At 72.0% G+C, this 20,716-nt stretch carries 19 protein-coding genes; 12 read left to right on the forward strand and 7 right to left on the reverse strand.

From position 1 onward, the window contains the following. The first annotated feature begins 224 nt into the window (after window positions 1–224). The 10 genes from WMF42_RS23795 (at window position 225) to WMF42_RS23840 (ending at window position 11,109) form a co-directional block, all read left to right on the forward strand. Window positions 225–1,433, forward strand: a complete 1,209-nt coding sequence (locus WMF42_RS23795; RefSeq protein WP_061607792.1) for an epoxide hydrolase family protein — start codon at window positions 225–227, stop codon at window positions 1,431–1,433. A gap of 40 nt (window positions 1,434–1,473) precedes the next feature. Further along, complete coding sequence (locus WMF42_RS23800) at window positions 1,474–2,211, forward strand: hypothetical protein (protein ID WP_437684896.1); 738 nt, start codon at window positions 1,474–1,476, stop codon at window positions 2,209–2,211. 410 nt (window positions 2,212–2,621) lie between these two features. Beyond that, on the forward strand, window positions 2,622–3,665 hold the full coding sequence (locus WMF42_RS23805) for a hypothetical protein (protein WP_437684898.1): 1,044 nt from the start codon (window positions 2,622–2,624) through the stop codon (window positions 3,663–3,665). Between the two features lie 160 nt (window positions 3,666–3,825). Then, the gene (locus WMF42_RS23810) at window positions 3,826–4,839 is read left to right on the forward strand and encodes a hypothetical protein (RefSeq protein ID WP_437684900.1); all 1,014 of its coding nucleotides are present in this window, start codon (window positions 3,826–3,828) and stop codon (window positions 4,837–4,839) included. 364 nt (window positions 4,840–5,203) lie between these two features. Continuing rightward, window positions 5,204–5,788, forward strand: a complete 585-nt coding sequence (locus tag WMF42_RS23815; protein ID WP_437684901.1) for a hypothetical protein — start codon at window positions 5,204–5,206, stop codon at window positions 5,786–5,788. Between the two features lie 283 nt (window positions 5,789–6,071). Continuing rightward, entirely contained in the window at window positions 6,072–7,430 is a 1,359-nt protein-coding gene (locus WMF42_RS23820; RefSeq protein WP_437684903.1) for an AAA family ATPase, read from the forward strand. 140 nt (window positions 7,431–7,570) lie between these two features. Then, window positions 7,571–8,779: a vWA domain-containing protein gene (locus WMF42_RS23825; protein ID WP_437684905.1), complete on the forward strand. Its 1,209-nt coding sequence runs from the start codon at window positions 7,571–7,573 to the stop codon at window positions 8,777–8,779. 137 nt (window positions 8,780–8,916) lie between these two features. After that, a complete protein-coding gene (locus WMF42_RS23830; protein ID WP_437684907.1) occupies window positions 8,917–9,927 on the forward strand; it encodes a DUF6602 domain-containing protein in 1,011 nt (336 codons plus the stop codon). Window positions 9,928–10,144: 217 nt separating this feature from the next. Next, window positions 10,145–10,810, forward strand: a complete 666-nt coding sequence (locus WMF42_RS23835; protein WP_061607799.1) for a hypothetical protein — start codon at window positions 10,145–10,147, stop codon at window positions 10,808–10,810. After that, entirely contained in the window at window positions 10,807–11,109 is a 303-nt protein-coding gene (locus WMF42_RS23840) for a hypothetical protein (protein WP_437684909.1), read from the forward strand. Before WMF42_RS23835 ends, WMF42_RS23840 begins: the two co-directional genes overlap by 4 nt. Before the next feature lie 680 nt (window positions 11,110–11,789). On the opposite strand, the gene WMF42_RS23845 is transcribed toward WMF42_RS23840, so the two are convergent. From WMF42_RS23845 to WMF42_RS23860, 4 genes are all read right to left on the reverse strand, one after another. Then, on the reverse strand, window positions 11,790–12,626 hold the full coding sequence (locus WMF42_RS23845; RefSeq protein ID WP_061607801.1) for a class I SAM-dependent methyltransferase: 837 nt from the start codon (window positions 12,624–12,626) through the stop codon (window positions 11,790–11,792). Between the two features lie 138 nt (window positions 12,627–12,764). Continuing rightward, complete coding sequence (locus WMF42_RS23850) at window positions 12,765–13,205, reverse strand: hypothetical protein (protein ID WP_437684911.1); 441 nt, start codon at window positions 13,203–13,205, stop codon at window positions 12,765–12,767. After that, window positions 13,202–14,083: a TIGR02587 family membrane protein gene (locus WMF42_RS23855; protein WP_437684913.1), complete on the reverse strand. Its 882-nt coding sequence runs from the start codon at window positions 14,081–14,083 to the stop codon at window positions 13,202–13,204. The genes WMF42_RS23850 and WMF42_RS23855 overlap by 4 nt, the downstream gene beginning before the upstream one ends. A gap of 98 nt (window positions 14,084–14,181) precedes the next feature. Further along, entirely contained in the window at window positions 14,182–14,673 is a 492-nt protein-coding gene (locus WMF42_RS23860; protein ID WP_061607804.1) for a hypothetical protein, read from the reverse strand. A 233-nt stretch (window positions 14,674–14,906) separates the two neighbouring features. On the opposite strand from WMF42_RS23860, the gene WMF42_RS23865 reads away from it, so the two are divergent. Further along, window positions 14,907–15,656 carry a hypothetical protein gene (locus tag WMF42_RS23865; protein WP_437684915.1) on the forward strand — a complete coding sequence of 250 codons (750 nt, stop codon included), beginning with the start codon at window positions 14,907–14,909 and terminating at the stop codon, window positions 15,654–15,656. 33 nt (window positions 15,657–15,689) lie between these two features. Here WMF42_RS23865 and WMF42_RS23870 read toward each other — a convergent pair whose 3' ends face one another. Beyond that, a complete protein-coding gene (locus WMF42_RS23870) occupies window positions 15,690–16,673 on the reverse strand; it encodes an aldo/keto reductase (protein ID WP_061607806.1) in 984 nt (327 codons plus the stop codon). 219 nt (window positions 16,674–16,892) lie between these two features. On the opposite strand from WMF42_RS23870, the gene WMF42_RS23875 reads away from it, so the two are divergent. After that, complete coding sequence (locus WMF42_RS23875; protein WP_061607807.1) at window positions 16,893–17,438, forward strand: EF-hand domain-containing protein; 546 nt, start codon at window positions 16,893–16,895, stop codon at window positions 17,436–17,438. 34 nt (window positions 17,439–17,472) lie between these two features. Here the strand turns inward: WMF42_RS23875 and WMF42_RS23880 are convergent, their stop codons facing one another. Further along, window positions 17,473–17,976 (reverse strand): hypothetical protein, encoded by a 504-nt coding sequence (locus WMF42_RS23880; RefSeq protein ID WP_437684917.1) that lies wholly within the window; start codon window positions 17,974–17,976, stop codon window positions 17,473–17,475. Between the two features lie 144 nt (window positions 17,977–18,120). Further along, complete coding sequence (locus WMF42_RS23885; protein WP_437684918.1) at window positions 18,121–20,451, reverse strand: SdrD B-like domain-containing protein; 2,331 nt, start codon at window positions 20,449–20,451, stop codon at window positions 18,121–18,123. Window positions 20,452–20,716: the final 265 nt, after the last annotated feature.

The raw sequence follows: 20,716 nt of genomic DNA on the forward strand, positions 1-20,716 counted from the left end.
TGCCCCTGACGCCTTTCAATCCTGAGATTTCTGGTTGCACGCATGACAGGCAACAGCGCGCCGGAGCGGCGACGCGATCGCCCTCCGGGGCGACCGGTCCGTCGTGGCTCACGGCGGCGCCCTGCCGCGCGCGGGTCGCGCTCCCGCTGCGCTCTCCGCCATGACCTCCTCGCGTCACCCGCCCCCCGGTTGACAGACCGTACATCGTACGTTACGTGGTACGGATGAACTTGCCCGTCCCCCTCGACAGCGACATCCGGCCGTTCCGCATCGACACGCCGCAGGCCGCGCTCGACGACCTGCGCGACCGCCTCGCCCGCGCGCGCTGGCCCGACGCGCTGCCCTCGCTGCCGTCGACGGACTGGTCGTACGGTGTCCCGCTCGCGTACCTGAAGGACCTCGCCGACCACTGGCGCACCGCCTACGACTGGCGCCGGCATGAGGCGCGGCTGAACGAGCACCCGCAGTTCACGACGACGATCGACGGCCAGAACATCCATTTCCTCCACGTGCGCTCGCGCGAGCCCGGCGCGCTGCCGCTGATCGTGACGCACGGATGGCCGAGCTCCGTCGTGGAGTACCTCGACGTCATCGGCCCGCTCACCGACCCTCGCGCCCACGGCGGCGATCCGGCGGACGCGTTCCACCTGGTCATCCCCTCGCTCCCCGGATACGGCCTCTCCGGGCCGACCCGCGAGGCCGGGTGGGGCGCCCGCCGGATCGCCGGCGCCTGGGTCGAGCTCATGCGCCGGCTCGACTACCCACGTTACGGCGCCCAGGGCGGCGACTGGGGCACGTGGATCTCGCGCGAGGTCGGGATCGTCGCCCCCGACAGCGTGATCGGCGTTCACACGAACGGGCTCGTCTCGTGGCCGTCCGGAGACCCCGGAGAGCTCATCGGATTGACGGACGTCGAGCAGGCCCGGCTCGGGGCGGCCGACCACTACATGCGGGAGCTGTACGGCTACAAGAAGATCCAGTCGACCCGGCCCCAGACGCTGGCTTACGGCCTCTCGGATTCGCCTGTCGGCCAGCTCGCCTGGATCGTCGGGGTGCTCAAGGAGTGGACCGACTGCAAGGACACCCCCGAGGACGCCATCGATCGCGATCGCATCCTCACCAACGTGATGCTGTACTGGCTCACCAACACCGCCGGCTCGTCGGCCCGCTCGTTCGTGGAGACGCCGGACACGCCGGACGAGGCCGATCTCGCCGTCGACGTGAGGCCCGCGACCGTGCCGACCGGCGTCGCTGTGTTCCCGCGGGACATCATCGCGCCCATTCGCAGGTTCGCCGCCCGCGACAACAACATCGTGCACTGGTCGGAGTTCGAGCGCGGCGGCACCTTCGCGGCCATGGAGGAGCCCGACCTGTTCATCGGCGACGTGCGCGCGTTCTTCCGCCGCTTCCGCGGCCAGGCGCGCCCGGATTGACGAGAGACCCGCCAGCCCGACCGAAAGGGGTGTTGTTCGCATGAGCGACGTGATGATGATTCCCGTGCTTCCCTGCGTGTCGCTGCCCGAGACGCTGGCCTTCTACGGCGCCCTCGGGTTCGAGGTCACCCACCGGCAGACGACGCCGAACGTCTACGCGGCCACGCGCCGCGGCGACATCCACCTGCACTTCATGGGGATGAAGAAGCTGGACCCGAGGCAGGCGTACACGACGTGCCTGGTGCTCGTCCCCGAGGTCGAGCCCCTCCACGAGACCTTCGCGGAGGGGCTGCGGAAGGCGTACGGCAAGCTGCCTGTCGCCGGGCTGCCCCGGATCTCGCGCATGAGGAAGGGGCAGAGTCGGTTCACGGTTGTCGACGTGGCCGGCAACTCGGTCGTCTTCATCCAGCAGGGCGCGCCGGACGACGACGAGGAGGAGGGCGCGGCAGGGTCGCGGCCCGACGCCCCGTCAAATTCCCACATGGGCAAGGCGCTGCGCGCGGCGGCGCGGCTGCGCGACTTCAAGAACGACGACGCCGCGGCCGCCAGGGTGCTCGACGTGGCGCTCGCCAGGGAAGCGCCGGCCGCCCCGCTGGAGCGCGCGCGCGCCCTCGCGGCCCGGCTCGAGCTCGCCGTCGTCCTGGGCGAAGCGGAGCGCGCCCGCGCCCTGCGCGCCGCGATCGGCGAGGCGCCGCTCTCCGACGAGGATCGCGCGCAGATCCAGCCGGCGCTGGACGCCGTGGACGCGCTCGAGCGATCGCAGGCGTCCCAGGCGTAGCCGCCTCCCGGCCGCGCGGGATGGATCTCCGCCGCGGACGCACAGGCGCTGCGCGGAGGCCTCTGGCCCGTCAACGGATCCTTCCGTCGACAAGCGCGAGAATCTCGCCCACTGCGCATCACGCACGAAGATTGATAATCCTGCCGACGTGATCGGAATGCGCAGAGACGCATCGAGTCTGCGCGCGAGATCGGGCTTTCCTGCGTTCGCTGGTCCAAGTATGGGAGTCCTGTGTGCGGGCTCTCCCTGGCTCCGGATCGACGCCGGCGTCGCGCGCGCTCGTCGGGTCGCCGCGTCGGCGCGACGGAGCGCGAGGAGAGGTCCGGGAGGCGGCGCCGGGAGATCAGGGCGGCGCGGCGGCCCCCTGTCGGAGAGCCGGACCGAGACAACGCCAGAGAAGGGTCATGACCATGAAGAGGTATCCGATCGTGATCGCGCTCGCCGTCGCAGGGAGCTTCGCGGGCTGCTGGAGCAACGGCGCCGTCCAGCTCTATTCGTGCGACGACCCGTGCTACGGGCTGGAGCTCTACGAGTGCGACGACCCGTGCGTTGTGTGCGAGGGCGGGTGCCTGCCCCCGCCGCCCCTCGGGTTCGACGATCCCATCGTGCTCTGGATGAGCGACGTGTCCGGGGAGGCGCCTGTGCCGGAGTGCCCGGCGGAGGCGCCGTTGCTCGTGTTCGACGGGTACGGCGGCTTCGACGCCGAGCACGCCTGCCCGACGTGCCTGTGCACCGAGCCCTCGTGCGAGCTGCCGCGAGGGCTGACCGGGAGCGCCTCGGCGACGTGCGGCGGGGCGGCGCCCACGTCGTTCGACGCGCCCGAGGGGTGGAGCGGCGCGTGCGCGGCGCCGGCGGCGGTGAGCTCGGGCGAGCTCGGCTCGCTGCGCATCGAGGCGCCGACGGTGAGCGGCTGCGCGCCGGCGATCGATCCAGCAGGCGCGCCGCCCGAGCTGCCCGCGCCGTGGAGCGCCCGGGCGCGCGGCTGCGCGGGCTCCGCGGCCAAGCACACGTGCAGAGAGCCCGGCAAGATGTGCGTGGCGGCGCCCATGCCGCTGCCGACGGGCTCCGCGATGTGCATTCGCTACCTCCGCTCCGGCGCGCCGAAGTGCCCGGAGGAGTACCCCGAGCTGCGCGAGCTCTACCAGGGCTTCGACGACACGCGGAGCTGCACGCCGTGCGGGTGCGGACCGCTCGAAGACAGCGCGTGCGCCGCGCTCGTGTCGGCCTACGAGGACGCGTCTTGCGGGCAGCTCCTCGGCGCAGAGACGGTGACGCTGGCGGGGCCGAAGTGCGTCGCGGGGCCGGACCTGCGGTTCGAGAGCATGGATGCCCGGTGGATCAAGAACGAGCCGGGCTCATGCGCTGCGACGGGCGGAGTCGCCACCGGGGAGGTGACGCCGGAGGGAGCGTCGTTCTTCTGCTGCCAGTCGGACGAGGTCATCGCTGTTCCCTGATGACTCCGCCCGCCGCGGAGGCTCATCACGTGACACGGGCGTGCGCCTGCGTCCCCCGCAGAGCGCGCGCGGCGACCGTCCGAAGAAAGGCGTGACTTCGGGTACCCGGGCGCGCGCTCCGCGCGCTATAAGACCGAATCACGCGAAAGGGAGAGCGGATATGCGAATCGCACGATGGTGCTTCTGGATGGCGCTCGCGGCGAGCGGCTGCGGCGCGTCCGGTGATGGCTCGTCCGCCACGGACAACCGCCCGCGCCCGGGGAGCAGCGGCGACACGGGGAGCGCGGGCGACACGGGGGCCGGCGCGAGCGGCGAGACCGGAGGCGGCGCAGGCGGCCAGGACGACGTGTTCGGCAGCGGCGCCGGGATCGGCGGGGGCGGCACGGGCAGCGGGAGCGGGGAGAGCGGGGAAGGCGAGAGCGGGTGCATCGAGCGGGCGGAGCTCGTGTATGTGCTCTCACAGGACAACGAGCTCTACAGCTTCAGGCCCGATCGCAAGGAGTTCACGAGAATCGGTGTCCTGGGTTGTCAGACCAACATGGATCCGAACTCGATGGCGGTGGACCGCAATGCGGTGGCGTGGGTCAACTACGTGCGGCCCGACGACAGCGCGGGGACGCTGTTCAAGGTCAGCACCGAGGACGCGAGCTGCGAATCCACGTCCGTCGAGCTCTCGCGCGGGTGGTCCCGGCTCGGCATGGGCTTCTCGAGCGACCTCTCGCGCCCGGCGGCGGAGCAGCTCTTCGTGGCCGGCACCACGAGCACGCCGGGCATCGGGCTCGGGAGGATCGACGGCTCGTCGCTGACGCCTGTCGGCGAGTTCAGCGGCTCGCTGCGGGGCAAGTCGGCGGAGCTCACCGGGACCGGCGACGGGCGCCTCTTCGGCTTCTTCACCACCTCGCCGGTCCAGCTCGCCGAGATCGACAAGGAGACCGGCGACATCATCGAGGCGACGCCCCTGCGAGGTATCGAGACCCCGAGCGCGTGGGCGTTCTCGTTCTGGGGCGGCGATTTCTACTTCTACACAGCCCCGCAGTCCGCGTCGCGGACGACGAACGTGAGCCGCTATCGCCCCTCCGACGGATCGATCGACACGGCCTACATGACCAACATCGGCTTCCGCATCGTCGGAGCCGGCGTGTCGACCTGCGCCCCTGTCGAGCAGCCGCGCTGAGCGCCGGCCGCGCGGCTCCGGCCGTGCGCGCCGGCGCGCCGCGCCTGTCGGCCTGCCAGGGACGAGCGCGTCAGTCCTCGGCGTCGTCGCCGAAGAGCACGCCCACCGAGAGCTCGAGGGCGTCGAACGGCTCCGCCCGGACGCGCTCCCCGCGCTCCGCGAGCAGCGCGGTCAAGTAGCCGTCGCGGGTCCACCGCCCCCCGGCTCATCTTCCTGATTCCCGGTTCATCATTTCTCATCGTTTCCCGGTGAGACCAGGAACGGATCGAGCGAATGCGGTCCGGGCGCGACAGGCGTCTACCGCGCTCGCGCCGCAGGTGCCATGTTGGAAGCACCGGCGCGGCGCGGAGGTGTTGCGATGCGGATGAGGCTGTTCCCTGTGCTCTGTCTCCTCTCGCTCGGCGCCGCGTGCGGGCCGGCGCCGGCCGCCGACTCCCCTGCTCGCGAGGACATCTTCGGGGCGGCGGGGCCGGGCGAGTTCATCCTGCTCACCGCCACGGGCGAGCTCGTCAGCGCGGATGTCGAGCCGGGGCGCGTCCTCGGGCCGGACGTCACCCTGGGCGTGTACCCTTCGGACAGCGGGCGCGGCGGGCAGGCAGTGCGGGGCGTCGCGTTCAACCAGGCGGTGAGCGTCACCGCGACAGGCCAGGGCGCTACCGGCATCGTGGGCGGCATGCCGCTGGAGCTCTCGGTGACCCGGGCAGAGACAGGGCTCCACGCGCGCGGCGTCGTGGCCGGCGCCCTCTCCGACTACCGGCTGGACGACCGACAGCTCACCGGCGTGATCGGGCGCTGCAGCTACGATCTCACCCGATCGGGACGGTACTACGAGGGAGCGCGGAGCTGCGGAGGCCAGCCTCACCAGGTGACCGTCCTGCTGCCCCGCGGGCTGTCGTCGTGGAGCGACGCCGCGCTCGCGACCACCCTGGGGCTGCTCCTCGGCGCCTGAGCGCGTCCCCGGCGCTCGAGCCGCGTCCCCGGCGCCTGAGCGCGTCCCCGGCGCTCGAGCCGCGTCCCCGGCGCTCGAGCCGCGTCGTCGACGCCCGAGCGCGCAGCCGCCTATCTCGCCGCCGGCGAATGACAGGCCGCGCAGCGGCTGCTAGAGCTCGGGTCAACCCGGCAGCAAGAGCGCCGAAGGCCCGCCGGGCATGGAACGCCGAGCACCGCTCGGCCCCGCGCCGCGGCGTTTTTTCTTCGCGCCCCCCGCGCCGCACCTCCTCTACCGACGTCACGTGACGAAGCCCAGAACCGATGGCAACGCGCCGGGCAGGCCGGCCGCGACGACCTCACCCAGCCTCCTCGAAGGGCGATCCGCGCCCATCCCTGTCGGACCGCGGCTCGAGGCCGTGCTCGAGCTCGCCTACCGCGCCCGGCGCGCGGTGCTGCTCGAGGGGCCCACGGGGATCGGTAAGAGCGAGCTCGTCCGGCAGCTCGCCGAGCGGCTCGGCATCGCCACCGTCGTGCTCGACCTCAGCCTCCTTGAGCCGCCCGACCTCGTGGGCCTGCCCGTCATCCGGGACAACCGGACCGGCTACGCGGCGCCGTCGGTGCTGCCCCAGGACGGCGCGGGCATCCTGATGCTCGAGGAGCTCAACCGCGCGGAGCGGTACATCCAGCAGCCGGCGCTGCAGCTCCTCAGCGCCCGGCGGCTGCACGAGTACGAGCTGCCCGCGGGCTGGGTGTGCTTCGCCGCCGTGAACCCCGAGTCCGCCGATTACCAGGTGACGCCGCTCGATCGCGCGCTCCGGGCGAGGTTCCTCAACCTGAGCGTGCGCGCGGACCGGGCGTCGTGGCTCGCCTGGGCGCAGGAGAGCGGGATCCACCCGGGCGTGATCGCGCTGGCGCAGGCGCATGAGCGCATCCTGGAGGACGTGCCGCCGCGCACGTGGACGTACGCGTCGCACGTGCTCGGCGCGCTCCGCCCCGAGGAGCTCGGGGACGGCGTGCTGCTGCGCGACGCGCTCGGCGGCTACCTGCCCCCGAGCTGGGTCGAGCTCCTGCTCGCGTCGAAGGAGTCCTGGTCGACGAAGCTGCCGTTCGACCTGCGCGCGCTGCTCGCCGACTACGGCCCGACCTCGCCCGCGGGGAAGACGCTGCGCGCGGCGCGCGAGCGCGGGGAGACCGACCGCTTCGACGAGGTGACAACGCGGCTCGCGCCGCTGCTCGAGGGGCCCGAGGTCGGCGTGCTGGCGGCGCAGCGGAAGCTGTCGCTGGCCGCCTTCGAGGCGCTGCTCGGGGATCTGCCGGGCGACCACCGCGAGCGCCTGCAGGAGGCGCTCGGCGGCAACGCGACGGCGACGCAGCTCGTGGACGTCCGGCCCGAGGAGCTGCTCCAGAACTACGCGGGCAGCGCCGCCGAGCAGAAGGTGCTCGCGTGGCGCGCCGACCCGCTGCGGCAGCACCGGATCGGCCTCGTCGTGACGGCGCTGTCGGCGCACCTCGCGCAGCAGGCGAAGCTCGTGGAGGTGCGGCGGAGCAACGTGGCGCGGGTGTGCCTCGGGCAGCTCCTTGCGCAGCTCCCCGAGCGCTGGGCGCTGCGGCTTGCGGGGGCGCTGAAGAAGCACGGCGTCACGCCGGTCCGGCCGCAATGAGGGGCAGCGGCAGGGACGCCGCGAAGCCGGCGGGGGACGATGCAGCACCGGCGCGGGGAACGGCGAAACCGGCGCAGGGGGGCGGCGGGCCCGGCCCGGAAACGGCGAAACCGGCGCCTGAGACCGCGGGGCGCGGCGCGGTGCCCGAGGACGCGCTCGCGGCGTGGCTCGACGCCTTCGTGCGCGATCCGGGGTTCCTGGAGCGGTACCCCTGCTACGCGGCGATCCTCGCGCGGCTCGCGCCGGTCGCGGACCCGTCGGTGAAGCGCATGGCTGTCTCGATGTTCGAGGGCCGCTTCTTCCTCCACGTCAACGTGGAGTCGTTCATGAACGAGCCCGTGTTCCTGCGGGGCGTGCTCCTGCACGAGGTGCACCACGTGGCGCTCGGGCACCTCTGCCACCCCAAGTTCGCGGGCGCGGACGAGCCCGAGCTGATGGACCTCGCCCTCGAGATGTCGGCCAACGAGTACATCGAGGAGCCGCTGCCCGACCCGATCCGCTGGCAGCCGTACGCCGCGATCGGCCTGCGCGGCGGCCAGAGCACGCTCGAGCGCTACGACCTGCTCGTGGACGCCGCGCGGGAAGGCAAGCTCCCGCAGCGGGGCGGCGAGGCGGTCGACGACCACCGCGTGCTCCGCCGCCCGTCGCGGGAGCCGGGGGCGGTGGAGCAGACGCGGCAGCTCCTGCTGCGCGCCGCCGAGGAGGCGAGCGCGCTCGCGGGCGACGGCGACCCCGTCGACGTGCCGGGCCTGCTGCTCGCGGGCAAGACGCCCGGCCGGCTCATCGAGGAGCTCACCGACGTGCTCGGCCCGCGCGCGCACCCCCTCGACTGGAAGACGGCGCTGCGGATGTTCGTGGCGAGGGAGCGCGCGCCGGTGCACACGTACGCGCGGCCCAACCGGCGCTTCCCGGGCCGCATCGGCGAGGTGCCCGGCAGGACGTACGCGCCCCGGGCGATCGCGAGGCCGTCGGTGCTCGTGGCGATCGACACGTCGATGAGCATGCGCCGCGAGGAGCTGGAGGAGATCGCCCGGCAGCTCCAGGCGATGAGCGAGGTCGCGCGCATCACCGTGGCCGAGTGCGACACGGAGGTGACGCGCGTGTACGCCTTCGAGGGGCGGCTCGGCGACGTGGCCGGCCGCGGCGGGACCGACCTGCGGCCTGTGTTCGCGCCGGAGTTCCTGGCGGCGCGCAGGGTCTCCGGCGTTATCTATTTCACGGACGGCGCGGGGCCCACGCCGCCGGCGCCGCCGCCGCTGCCGGTGCTCTGGATCCTGACGAAGCCGCTCGAGTTCGCGTGCCCGTGGGGCGAGCGGGCGTGGCTGGAGAGGAAGCCGCGGCGGGGGTGAAGGCCGCGCGCAAGAAGGGCGCGGCCGGGTCGAGGAAGGGCGTCTGACCGAGGCGCGTGCCGGTCGGGCGGCTGGTGATGACAGGGCGCGCATCAGCGGCAGGGAGCGTCGTGGCACGTACGAGCAGGAAGAGGGCCGTGCAACCTGGGACAGCCGCAGCCAGGCGCGGCCGAGGCGCGCCTGTCGGCGGCGACGACGATCCGCCGCACACAGAGTTCTATGGCGGCTGGGTCGAGGAGAGCGCCGAGCACCTGGACGCCGAGCTCCGGAAGCTCCGCCGCCTCGAGATCCTGGAGCTCGGAAACGAGCTGGAGAGCACGCTCCGGGACACCCTCAAGGATTTCCTCCCGCAGCGCGTGGGCATGTGTCGCGGTTGGGTGGTGGACAGCACCGGGCGGAAGCAGGGCGATGACATCATCATCTACGACGCCGCGCGCTTCCGCGCGCTGCGCCGGCTTCGAGAAGACCGCGGCATGGACAGGAAGGGACGCGTGCCGGCCGAGGCGGTGCTCGCGTACATCGAGGTCAAGCACACGCTCTACGTCCAGGAGACGGTGCCCGTGAAGCACCGGGGTCAATCCCTCGAGAAGGCGTGCAGCCAGGTGGCGGCCCTGAAGAGCTTGCGGCGCGACGCCGTGCCGCTGGACATGATCGCTCCGAGGCTCGTGTTGCCCCCGGGGACCATCCAGCGTCGCCCGGGCTTCCCCGCGATCCGCAACCCCTGGTACGCGGCCGTCTGGGCCTTGAATCTCCGGGTCGACAGGCACCTCGAGCACGACCCGGCCGAGGCCGTGAGGCGGCGCATCGCTGCCATCCAGCAGGCCGGCACCCGCGCCGAACACCTCCCCGACGTGATCGCCGCGGACACCGTCCTGATGACGCCCGCGATCTCCACCGCGGGGGCCCTTGAATCACGGCCCTTCATCACGCCCGACACGGAGCTCGTGTTCACGAACGGCATCGAGGCGCTGGGGGCCGCCATGAAGCACCTCGCGTGGGCGATCGATGACATCCTGCTCGGCGAGATCCCGTGGAGACGCATGCTCCACGAGCAGCTCCGGAGGGCGGAAGACGAGCACGGCAACGTCCGGCTCGAGCTCATCGACCCCGCCGGCGACCCGCGCATGTCGCCTCGTCCCAGGGACTGAACGGAGACGGCGCGCCTGCGGCAGGGCGTCCCACGCCGCCACGACGCTTACATTTGGCTATCTTCACGCACCTGAAACCCCATAACTTGCCGGCAAGTGGCAATTACTTAGGAAGATCTACAAAGGCGATATAGATCACTTATCTGTGTCGGGACGTGCCGCGCGGGCGAAGAGCAGTAGCGGGAACCTGTCGGAGCCGAGCTCGAGGGGCAGCGGCGTGGTGCTCGATTCGCTGGAGGCCGTGATCCATGCCAGCGCCTCCCGGAGGGAGTGGCGTCGGCTCGCCGAGGTCACGGGCATGTCGGCGATGCCCGGCGCGGGCACGAGCGCGAGGAATGTCGACTACGCGTCGTACTTCTATGCGCTCCCGACCGGCGGGATCGGGCCGCTGTACCTGGTCGGCGATCTACGCCCCTCGCCCGGCGCCGAGGCGAACGCGCGCCTCAAGCTGCGCTGGGAGCTGTTGCCCGAGGGGCCGACGCCGCAGCGGATCAAGAGCTCCAGCCGCGCTGTCGGCGGGTGGCCCGAGGTGCTGCGACGCCTCTCGGCGGACTGGCCAGGGACGCCGGGGAAGGAGGCCGTGAGCGTCGAGGTGACGGCGACCTTCGTTGTCGACGAGGCGGCTCACGTGCCGGTTCCGGCGCTCAGGCTCAAGCCGAAGCCGGTGCGCCAGGGCGGACACCAGCTGGCCCAGACAGCTGTCGCGTGGTCGATCCACCCGCCGAGCGGCCCGGTGCACCGGCTCTCTGTCGCGCGGCTCCGCGAGGGGGAGCTCGTGGTCGCGGCCTCGGGGCGCCATACGCTGCCGCTCGGCCCGGACATGGCAGCAGCGCTGGAAGGTGCGGTATGGCGAGGCGTCGACACGTTCCTCAGGGCGCCGTGACCCGGACGAACCGCCGCGCGCCACGCCAGCCGTCCAGGAACTGGACCGAGATCGATCCCAAGCCGCCGTCCTCCAGCGCCGGCGAGCCGGAGTTCATGATGCTGACGCTCGACGCCGTCGACAGGCACGCAGACCCGGCGGACACGAGGACGCCCGCGGACAACGAGCGACGCCTCCTCGATCTGGAGCAACGATTCGAGAGCTTCCGACGGCGGATCGAGCGACGCGTCGGCACGCTTGCGCAGCAGGTCAGGAGCCTTCGGCGCGACGTGGACCGCCGCGGCGGCGAGACGGCGTAGGACGCTCGGCGGACTGGCCGAGGGGCGCCGGCGACGGCGCGACGAGCGGCTCGACAAGGTAGGGCTCGCCGAGCCACGGACGTCCCGCCCGCCGGCCCCTCCAGGGGGGCTGGGGCGCCAGCAGGTCGGCTCCCCCTGCACGCGGGCGACCCGCTTCGTGAGGTACGCGCGGCGCTCCATCCGCCAGCGCACGTTCGCCGGGCGGACGTCGAGCCGCCCGAGCCTCGTCCGCAGCGCGCCGTGCGAGCTTCTCGCCCGACGCCCTTTCGTGGCGTTGCGACACGAGGTCCCCAGTCGAATCGACTCCCCTGCAATGAGCCGATCGTGAGCCCACGCCCCTAGTCCCGCAGGGCAGAGATCCTGCCAGGGATCTGCCTCGAGAGAGGAGAGAGAGCTCGACGCGAAGCCGCCGAGAGCCCAAGGACGCAAGAATGCATGGATATCGTTCTTTCTTGCACCCTGGCGTCTTTGCGCCTTGGCGCTGAAATCTCTCTCCGGATCGCTGGCCGGACGCCTGGCGGACGGAACTAGGGCCGCGCGCGCCGTGGCGCAAGCTCAATAGCGCTGAACCAGGACGCGCGACGCACGCGACCGACTCATTACGATCACGAATCGAATTTTGTCACGCAACATGCACATTCAGCCCGTTGCATGATCGGGAGCAAATTTCTCCGTGCGACTCACCCGCGCTTGCGGGCGGTGAACTGGCGCAGGCCGATGGAGCACCCGACCGTGCCCTCGGCGTCCCGGAGCGCCTCGACGGCGTCCAGGAAATCACGACGCACGCGCTCGACCTCTCCGGGGGAGAGATAGTCCATGTCGTAGGTCAGGAGCATCAGCTCCCAGAGCCGCGCTGGAGCCTCCCGCCGGGAGACGACCAGCTCCTCCACGCGCGCGTCCGAGAACCCCGCGGCCTCATCGAGATGGGCCAGCAATGCCTGCGACGACGCGAAGGTGGGATGGACGAGCTGGAGCGGCGGTCGACCCGCCGCGCGCAGGGTCCGGCGCAAGGACCCGACGAAGCACGCGAAGCCATCGCTCGGCGCGGGTCCTCCATCCACGATCGCCGAGAACACGCCCCCCGGCCGCAGCACGCGGTGGATCTCGGCGATCACGCTCGCTGGATCGCCCATGAGCATCAGCGCCATGTGGCTGAGCGCCACGTCGACGGACGCAGGCGGAAGCGAGATCGCCTGGGCGCGCTCGTTGAGCAGCAGGACATCCGGCCCGAGCCGTCGCGCAGCGACGGCCAGCTCGTCTGCGGACATGTCGAGCCCGATCCGCGTCGCGCACGATCCGCGGCGCAGGCGGATCCGCTCGAGCAGCAGGCCATCGCCGCACCCCACGTCCAGCACGACGGCCTCGTCCCCCTCGGGGACGAGGGCGGCGAGCCGGTCGTAGGAGTCGCCGCCTTCAGGCGTCCGAGCGGGGCCGAAGAACTCGGAGGTCGCCCCGGCATGGGACCGGTGAAAATCGAGAAGGAAGCGCTCGTTCGGCGAGAGGGCGGCGGCATCCATGGCGCGAACGTATCACCGTCGCGCGCGGAGGAAGGGCGAGGAGCGGACACGCGAACGCGCGTCGAACGCGGCATGGTTGCCTCGCGCTGTGCCGCCGCGGTCGATGCAGCGCCCCTCGGAAGGGTGGCGGCCTGGCCCTCACTTCACCTGGAAGTGCAGCGCCCGCGCCTCGACCGACATGCCGCGCGGATCGACCGGCACATAGAAGTACACCTCCTGCTCGGATCGCTTGCCGAGGTAGTCGATCGTCGCCTCGACGCGCTCCGGCTGCGGGGCCCCCGGCGGCGTGTACAGGAGCTCCACGCCGAGGTCGCTCAGCATCTGCCTGCCCTGGTTCTTCACCCGGACCGGCAAGACCCACACGTCGCCGTGCTGCTCGGCCCGATCGGGCAGCGCCCGAGCCTCGGGCACCACCGAGCCCTCGGAGCCCGTCAGCCCCTCGTGCACAAGGAACACGACGAGGGCGAGGATCAACGCCGCGCTGACCGCGACGGAGACCCACTCGGCCAGGCGCCTTCCGACCCGCCGGCCCTCGCCGGCGCCGCCGGAGCCCTTCCCCTGCCCTCGCGCCTCGCTCATACGACCAGCCTCCCCGCCGCGCCGCCGACGATCGCCGGCAGGCCGAGGGTGACCACGCAGGCCACCAGCGTGGGCAGATCGCTCGTCGCCTCGCGCTCCCCGACCAGGCCGAGCAGCGCCAGCGCGACAAGCAGCGACACGGCGCACGTCATCAGCGTCTCGAACCCCCGGCTCTGGAACAGGCTCTTCACGTACACCTCGTGCCGCTCGAACCCCGAGGCGAACAGGATGACGTAGCACAGCGCCACGCTCGCCCCGAGGATCGCGAGCTGCCGCCAGGGCGAGAGCCGCGACGCGATCAGCACGACCTCCTCCGTCGAGGCGATGTTCAGCGTGAACAGCAGCGAGCCCGCGGCCGCGGCCGAGAAGTCCCGTAGATCCGCCCTGAGCTGCAGCGCCTCCGGATCGCCCTCCGGGGGCTTCTCCGCTTCCTCATCATCCCCTGTGCGCGATTTTTCCCGGACCTGCGCGTTCGCGAACGCCACCCCGAGGCTCACGGCGGCCGCCTGCAGGATGATCTTGCCGACGACCTCGCGGGGCGCGCGGTCGAGGGTGATCTCGCCGATCAACGCCAGGACCGCGGCCGAGACGGCGATCCCGATCCCGACCGACGTCACCGCTTCCAGGGCGACGCCGAAGAGCGTGTCCTCGTGCCGGAAGCCGGACTCCAGCGAGCACAGGAAGGTCACGACGAGCGTCAACGCGAGGATCCCCACGAGGTGCCACGCCGGGAGCATCATCCCGTGGAACCACATCTCCATCGTGTAGAGCAGCGGCATCCCCACGATCGCCCCGCCGGCGATCGCCCCGGTGAGGTCCTTCGCCTCCCGGCGCCACCCGTGCGGATCGCTCTTCTGCTGCGCTCTCGGTTCGGCCACGTCGCGCCGCACGTTGTACACCATCTCCGGCCGGCCGTGCGACGCGGGCGACGTGGGCCGGAGGGCGCGGCGGGTCGTCCGCTGCTGCGCGCGCGCCGCTACTGCGCCCGTCGAAGCGTGGCCACGCCCTTCCAGGGCGGCGTCTGCGCGTAGACGATGAGCTCCTTCTCGCCGGAGAACTCGCACACAGCCTCGTAAGCGACCCCCGCCTCGTCGTAGGAGATCAGCTTGAACCGGTTCCACGCGGGCTCGCGGATCTCGTAGGCGCGGTCGACGTGGAGGCCGGGCGAGTCGGCGAGGATGCGCTGGCCGTCGAAGCGGATGACCAGGTGCGCGTACTGGAACTCGAGCATCGACGCGAGCATCGGCTCGAGGGGCATCTCGGGATCGAAGCGGACGAGCCGGAACGTGCCGCGCAGGCGCGCGTCGATCGAGGCGATCTCGGCGGCGGCCCCGCCGGAGCCCTGCGCGCCGCCGGAGCCGCAGCCGGCGGCCGGCGCGCCCAGGGCGGCGCAGGCGACCAGGACGAGGCGGAGAGCGCGGAGCGGCCTGGGGTGACGCGACGAGGACCGGCTCTCCAGGGGCGACATGGGCGGAGCTTAGGGCTGGCGGGCGAGCTGCGCAAAGCGGAGCCGAGGTGCGGCCGAGGGCGACGGCCGCGCGGGGCGAGCGACGTCACCGCGCCCGCGACAAGCCCTGCCGGGCGGCTTGCGGCGATCCAGCGCCCTCCCCACAATGAACGGGCGAGCCGATCAGCTCACGACGCCCGTGGGACGGCGCCGCGCCGCCGCGGCCTGCCTGAGCAGCTCGCCGGGGGGGCACCATGGCAGAGGTCGTACGAGGCACGGACTGGGTCGCACGCCTGCCCGAGCGCGCCTGCGCGGCGCGCGAAGACGCGGTCCTCGAGGCGGTGCAGGGCGGCCTGCTGGCGCCCATCTGCTGGGCGCCGGTGCACAGCGAGCACGGCGAGCACCGCGCGACCTTCCTCGTCAACGCGGACGCGCTCCGCATCGGCGACGCGGAGGACTCGGTCCGGATCAACGCCTCCGCGCGGACGACGCAGCGCCTCGCGGATCGGCTCGAGTGCGCGATGCTGACGACGCGCCTCTGCGACCTCGTCTGGGAGCAGGCCAGCGTGCGGATCCCGCCGTGCATCGGCGCCCCGGACCCGACGATGGCGAACACATCGCGCATGCTGGAGCACCACCGCCGCGTCGAGGAGCGGGTCGCCGGGCGCGCCGGGCTCATCGAGAACGTCGGCAAGCACTGGGTGCTCACGAACCGCCTCGCCGGGAGCCGCGACAGGGCCGCGAACTACGGCTGGTACGATCCGAAGGCCGCCCACCGGCACGGCCAGCACGCGCTGTGGCAGCCGCCCGGGCTCGCGCACGACCTGGATCACGTGGACTACTCGCAGGTCGTCCGGCTCGTGCGCCGGCTGTGCACGGTGGACGGCGCCGAGCGCGACATCCTGGAGGTCATGACCGACCCGGCGCTCGCGGGCCTCGTCTCGTCCGAGGGCCCCCTGCGCGTCCTGCGGCAGCCGGGGGTGCCGGAAGCGGCGGTGGCATGAGCGCCGCCCCCCGGGGCCCGGGGGGCGCGGCGCTCAGCGGTTCACGAGCGTCATGCCGGGCTCCGGGTACCGGAGGCCGGCGGCCGCGCCCTTCGGCATCACCTCGTCGAGGCGCCGCAGGTCGCCCTCGGTGAGCGCGATCGACGCCGCGGCGGCGTTCTCCTCGAGGTAGCTGCGGCGCTTCGTGCCGGGGATGGGGACGATGAAGTCCCCCTGCGCGAGCACCCACGCGAGCGCGAGCTGCGACGCCTTCACGCCCTTCTCCCGGGCGATGTCCTCCACCTTCGCGACGAGATCGAGGTTCCGCTGGAAGTTCTCGCCCTGGAAGCGCGGCGAGGCGCGGCGGTAGTCGTCCGGCGCGAGGTCCTCGAACCGCTTGATCTGCCCCGTGAGGAAGCCGCGGCCGAGGGGGCTGTAGGCGAGGAAGCCGATGCCGAGCTCGCGGCACGTGGCGAGCACGTCGTCCTCGGGGTCGCGCGTCCAGAGCGAGTACTCGGTCTGCACCGACGCGAGCGGGTGCGCCGCGTGGGCGCGCCGGAGCGTCGCCGAGCCCGCCTCCGAGAGGCCGATCGCACGCACCTTGCCGGCCTTCACGAGGTCCGCCATCGCGCCGACGCTGTCCTCGATCGGCGTCTTCGCGTCGACGCGGTGGAGCTGGTACAGGTCGATCACGTCGACGCGGAGGCGCCGCAGGCTCGCGTCGCACGCCTTGCGGATGTACTCCGGCGAGCCGTCGATGCCGCGGACGTTGGGGTCGCTGGGATCGCGGACGACGCCGCACTTGGTCGCGAGGACGACGCGATCGCGCCGGCCCTCGATGGCGCGGCCGACGAGCTCCTCGTTCGTGAAGGGACCGTACATGTCCGCTGTGTCCAGCAGCGTGACGCCGAGCTCGATCGCGCGATGGATCGTGGCGATCGACTCGGCCTCGTCGCGGTCGCCGTAGAAATCGCTCATGCCCATGCAGCCGAGGCCGAGGGCGGAGACCTGGAGAGGACCAAGCTTGCGCGTGTGCATCGTGTGCCTCCTTGGCGCCGCGGCGAGGGGCCGCGGCGCTTCGACGCGGGCCACCGTAAGAGTCAGGGCGCGCTCGAAGCAAGAGAGCGGGCAGAGCCGCTGGGTGCCCGCTTCGGGAAAAAAATTCGAGAGGCGCGTAGGGAGGGGCAGCCGGGGCGCGTCTCACCCCCAGAAGCCGGCAAGAACAGGCTGGCCCTTGCACCAAGGAGCACGACCAAGATGAACCGCCCCCTCTTCTCGAACACCGCCCGCAGCACGATCCGTCGCCTCGTCCTCGGCACCTTCCTCTCGGCGGCCGTGCTCGCCGGCGGCGGAGCGGCCTACGCCGCGGACGGCGCGCAGGGCACGGCCGCGCCGCGCCACGACAAGGACGCGCGCCGCGAGCACCGCCCCAGGGATCCGGCCCGCATGATCAAGCGCTTCGACAAGAACGGGGACGGCAAGCTGGCCGTCTCGGAGCTGCCGGAGAAGGCACAGAAGCGGCTGGCCACGGCGGACACGAACAAGGACGGCGCCCTGTCGGCCGAGGAGCTCAAGGCGCACGCCGAGCAGCACAAGAAGTCGCGCGAGGGGAAGCAGAAGGAGCGCTTCGCCCAGAAGGACAAGAACCGCGACGGCTTCCTCACGAAGGACGAGGTGGGCGAGGAGCGGTGGGAGCGGCTCAAGGCGGCGGACGCGAACCGCGACAACAGGCTGACCGCGGACGAGCTGCGCGCGGCGCGCCGCGCCCACAAGCAGCCGCGCAAGCAGCCGGCAGCGCGGTAGCACGGCGGTGAGAGCGCGGCGCGGGCCGGCGAGATCAGCCGCCCGCGCCTCGCTTCCGCGGGCGCCTGGGAAAGAGGGGCAGTTGCTGCTCCAGCACCTGCTTCCGCCAGGCGAGCAGCGTCTGCGCGCGCCGGCGCGCCGTCTCCTTGCCGATGCCCGCGGTGAAGCGGAAGATGCGCCGCGCGAGCGCCGACAGGGTGGGCGCCGCCGGATCGAAGAGATCGGGCGCGACCTCCTTCACGACGTCGCACGCGAAGATCGCGCGCCGCAGGTGCGCCCGCTCGTCGGGGGTGCCGGCCGGGGCGGCGAGCAGCGCGCGCCCGGCGGGCGTTATCGAGGCGTCGTCGTCGCCGAGCCATCCGAGCACGCGCGCGGCCGCGAGCGCATAGCCGACGTGGCGCAGGGAGATGCCCGTCTGCTCCACGATCTGCTCCCTCGCGGCCGCGCCTGCCGCGAGCGCGTCGAGCACGCGCCGCACGTTCGTGAGGTTGTCGGCCTGGGGGATCTCGGCGCTGCGCAGCAGGCGGGTCGGCGGCATGGGCAACAGGGGACCCCCGGCCCCGGCCGGGAGTCGACACCATAGCGCGCACGGGAGCAGCGCGGACGACGAACGCGCCGGCCTGGGTCCGGGCGAAGGACCCCGCCGCCGGGGGAGGCCCCGGCGGCGAGGCGGGGCGGGGTCTTACCGGCCGCGGCAGCCGTTGTCGTGGTGGCCGTGGTGACCGCCGTGGTCGCCGCCGCCACAATCGACGTCATCGCGGTGGGGAGCGCAGAGGCGACCGTTGTTGTACGCGTCGAGCTTCTCGGCGAGCGGCTCGCCGGTCGTCCACGGCGAGTTGCAGCGGCTGTCCTTGACGTTGCTGCCAAGGCGGTTGCGCCGGAGCCACTCATCCGCCGCGGCGATTGTGCGCTCGATGCAGCTCGACTGGTTGCCGATACCGACGTTGAGCTTGGCCACGATGAGGTGCTTCGCGAGGATGTACGTGACGTCGCCCCGGGTCGGGCGGCCGATGATGTCGAGGAGCTGAGCCTTCGTGTACGTCTTGCCGCCGATGGTCAGCTTCGAGACCTTCCACGCGTTCGGGTGGTTCTTCCAGTAGCCGGGGGTGCCTGTGCCGGGGGACGCGCACTGGCAGGCGCCGCAGTCGGCCGCGCAGCTCGAGCAGTCCTCGACGCCCGCCTTGCAGACCCCATCGCCGCAGACAGGCGGACAAGCGCCGCAGTCGGCCGCGCAGCTCCCGCAGGTCTCGCCGACCTCGCAGACGCCGCTGCCGCAGACAGGCGGGCAGATGCCGCAGTCGCTCGGGCACTCGAGGCAATCCTCGCCGCCCTCGCAGACGTCGTTGCCGCAGACAGCGGGGCAAGCGCCGCAATCGCCGGCGCAGTTCGCGCAGTCCTCGCCTGTCTCGCAGGCGTCGTTGCCGCAGACGGCGGGGCAGGCGCCGCAGTCGTCCGAGCAGGTGCCGCAGTCCTCCCCGGCCTCGCAGGCGCCGTCGCCGCAAACGGGCGGGCAGGCGCCGCAGTCGGCGCTGCAGCTCCCGCAGGTCTCGCTCGGGTCGCAGGTGCCGTCGCCGCACACGGGCGCGCAGACGTCGCAATCGGCGCTGCAGCTCCCGCAGTCCTCGCCGATCTCGCAGGCGCCGTTGCCGCAGAGCGGCGGGCAGACGCCGCAGTCGACGGCGCAGGTCGAGCAGCTCTCGTCGCCGCCGCAGACGCCGTTGCCGCAGGAGAGCTGGTAACCGAAGTCGGCGTCGAGCAGGTCCTGCGTCCAGCCCAGAGACACCGTGCCCACATTGTCGAGCCCGCCGTCGGGATCGGCCGACGGCTCCTGTCCGGCGAGCGGGCCGCTCTCCATGAAGTTGTCGGCGGTGATCACCACCGAGTAGGTGCCCGCCGGGAGCGAGTCGAAGAGGTAGAAGCCGGGCTGGCCGCTGTAGGGGCTGTCGCCGGTGACGGTGGCGTCGAGGAGGACGCCGTCGTGGTACAGCTCGACGAGGACGCCGTTGACGCCGAGCTCGCCGACATCCGGCTCGTAGAGCCCGTCGGCGTCGCTGTCGAGCCAGACCGTGTCGCCGATCGACGAGTACGTCACGTAGCCGAAGTCGGCGTCGGTCACGTTCTCCCCCGCGCCGAGGGACACGGCGAGCGGCTCATGGTCGGTGGTAAGGAGGTGCCCGAGCGGGAGCGTCGCGTCGTCGACGCTGACGACGTAACAGCCCGCCTCGAGCTCGCCGAAACGGTAGAACCCGTTCGCGTCGGTCGCGGTCGTCCCGAGCGGGGATCCATCGGCGGATCCGTCGCAGTTCCCGTCGCCGAAGAGGTCGACGACGACGCCGGAGATGCCGAGCTCGGAGCCGTCCTCGATGCCGTCGGCGTTCGCGTCGAACCACACCTTGTCGCCGATCGAGCCCTTCGGCGTCGTGTAGCAGACCTCGAGGAAAGGGCGCTGGGACATGTCCGTGTGCGCGCTGCCCCTGTACGAGGTCCTGCCGTTCTCGTCCTCCTCGAGGAGGATCCCGTGAGCGGGCGAGACGCCGCCCACCCACTCCTGGACCAGCTCGGTGAGATCGAGCTCGCGCCAGGCCGAGCCGCCGGACTGGAACGACGTGAAGGACGTCGGATCGATGCCGCCGAGGTTGTTCCAGGTGACGTCGTTCTCGGTCCAGGGGGCGAGCACCCGGTGGGCGCGGACGATCTGGGCCGTGCTGCTGTAGGTGAGGACATAGAATCTGGCCGAGGTGATGAGCGAGCTCGCGGGGATGGCGCCGAGCTCGAAGCCGAACAGGGCTCGTTTCTCGCCGACCGTGCTGGAGTACCCCGTGTTCACCTCGAAGGGGGTCGGGACGTGATAGGTCGGGGCGAGGCTCCAGATCTCGGCGTTGTAGATGTCGCCCAGGACGCCCCGCTGGATCACGGTGCACGTGGGCGTCGGCGCGGCGGTGCTGGCGAGGGAAGAGGCGGTGATGAGCAGCGTGGCGAGGGCGGCGGAGGAGGCGACTGTTGTCTGTTTCATGGAAGGCTCCTTGGAGGTCCTTGCTGGGATCGAACCACGATGGAGCGTCATCCGAGCCGAATGCGCCATGACACGCGGGTCAGGCGAAGGTCGGTTTCATGGGCTCCGGTCGGACCGCGCCCCGCGGACTGATCACGATCCAATCAGGTGCGCGGGGCGTCGGCTCAAATCGGAGAGCGGATGCGCACAGGTCCAGTATCCAATTAACAACGCGACTACCGAACTGTCCAGACATTTGCGAGGGACACCCCCAGAAACACACATC

Source organism: Sorangium sp. So ce176 (assembly GCF_051519835.1).
In the GTDB taxonomy this organism is placed as follows: Bacteria; Myxococcota_A; Polyangia; order Polyangiales; family Polyangiaceae; genus Sorangium; species Sorangium cellulosum_G.

Coding starts and splice junctions, on each gene's coding strand:
- WMF42_RS23795 (WP_061607792.1), top strand. CDS start 225: ATGAACTTGCCCGTCCCCCTCGACAGCGACATCCGGCCGTTCCGCATC.
- WMF42_RS23800 (WP_437684896.1), top strand. CDS start 1,474: ATGAGCGACGTGATGATGATTCCCGTGCTTCCCTGCGTGTCGCTGCCC.
- WMF42_RS23805 (WP_437684898.1), top strand. CDS start 2,622: ATGAAGAGGTATCCGATCGTGATCGCGCTCGCCGTCGCAGGGAGCTTC.
- WMF42_RS23810 (WP_437684900.1), top strand. CDS start 3,826: ATGCGAATCGCACGATGGTGCTTCTGGATGGCGCTCGCGGCGAGCGGC.
- WMF42_RS23815 (WP_437684901.1), top strand. CDS start 5,204: ATGAGGCTGTTCCCTGTGCTCTGTCTCCTCTCGCTCGGCGCCGCGTGC.
- WMF42_RS23845 (WP_061607801.1), bottom strand. CDS start 12,626: ATGGATGCCGCCGCCCTCTCGCCGAACGAGCGCTTCCTTCTCGATTTT.
- WMF42_RS23850 (WP_437684911.1), bottom strand. CDS start 13,205: ATGAGCGAGGCGCGAGGGCAGGGGAAGGGCTCCGGCGGCGCCGGCGAG.
- WMF42_RS23860 (WP_061607804.1), bottom strand. CDS start 14,673: ATGTCGCCCCTGGAGAGCCGGTCCTCGTCGCGTCACCCCAGGCCGCTC.
- WMF42_RS23865 (WP_437684915.1), top strand. CDS start 14,907: ATGGCAGAGGTCGTACGAGGCACGGACTGGGTCGCACGCCTGCCCGAG.
- WMF42_RS23870 (WP_061607806.1), bottom strand. CDS start 16,673: ATGCACACGCGCAAGCTTGGTCCTCTCCAGGTCTCCGCCCTCGGCCTC.
- WMF42_RS23875 (WP_061607807.1), top strand. CDS start 16,893: ATGAACCGCCCCCTCTTCTCGAACACCGCCCGCAGCACGATCCGTCGC.
- WMF42_RS23880 (WP_437684917.1), bottom strand. CDS start 17,976: ATGCCGCCGACCCGCCTGCTGCGCAGCGCCGAGATCCCCCAGGCCGAC.
- WMF42_RS23885 (WP_437684918.1), bottom strand. CDS start 20,451: ATGAAACAGACAACAGTCGCCTCCTCCGCCGCCCTCGCCACGCTGCTC.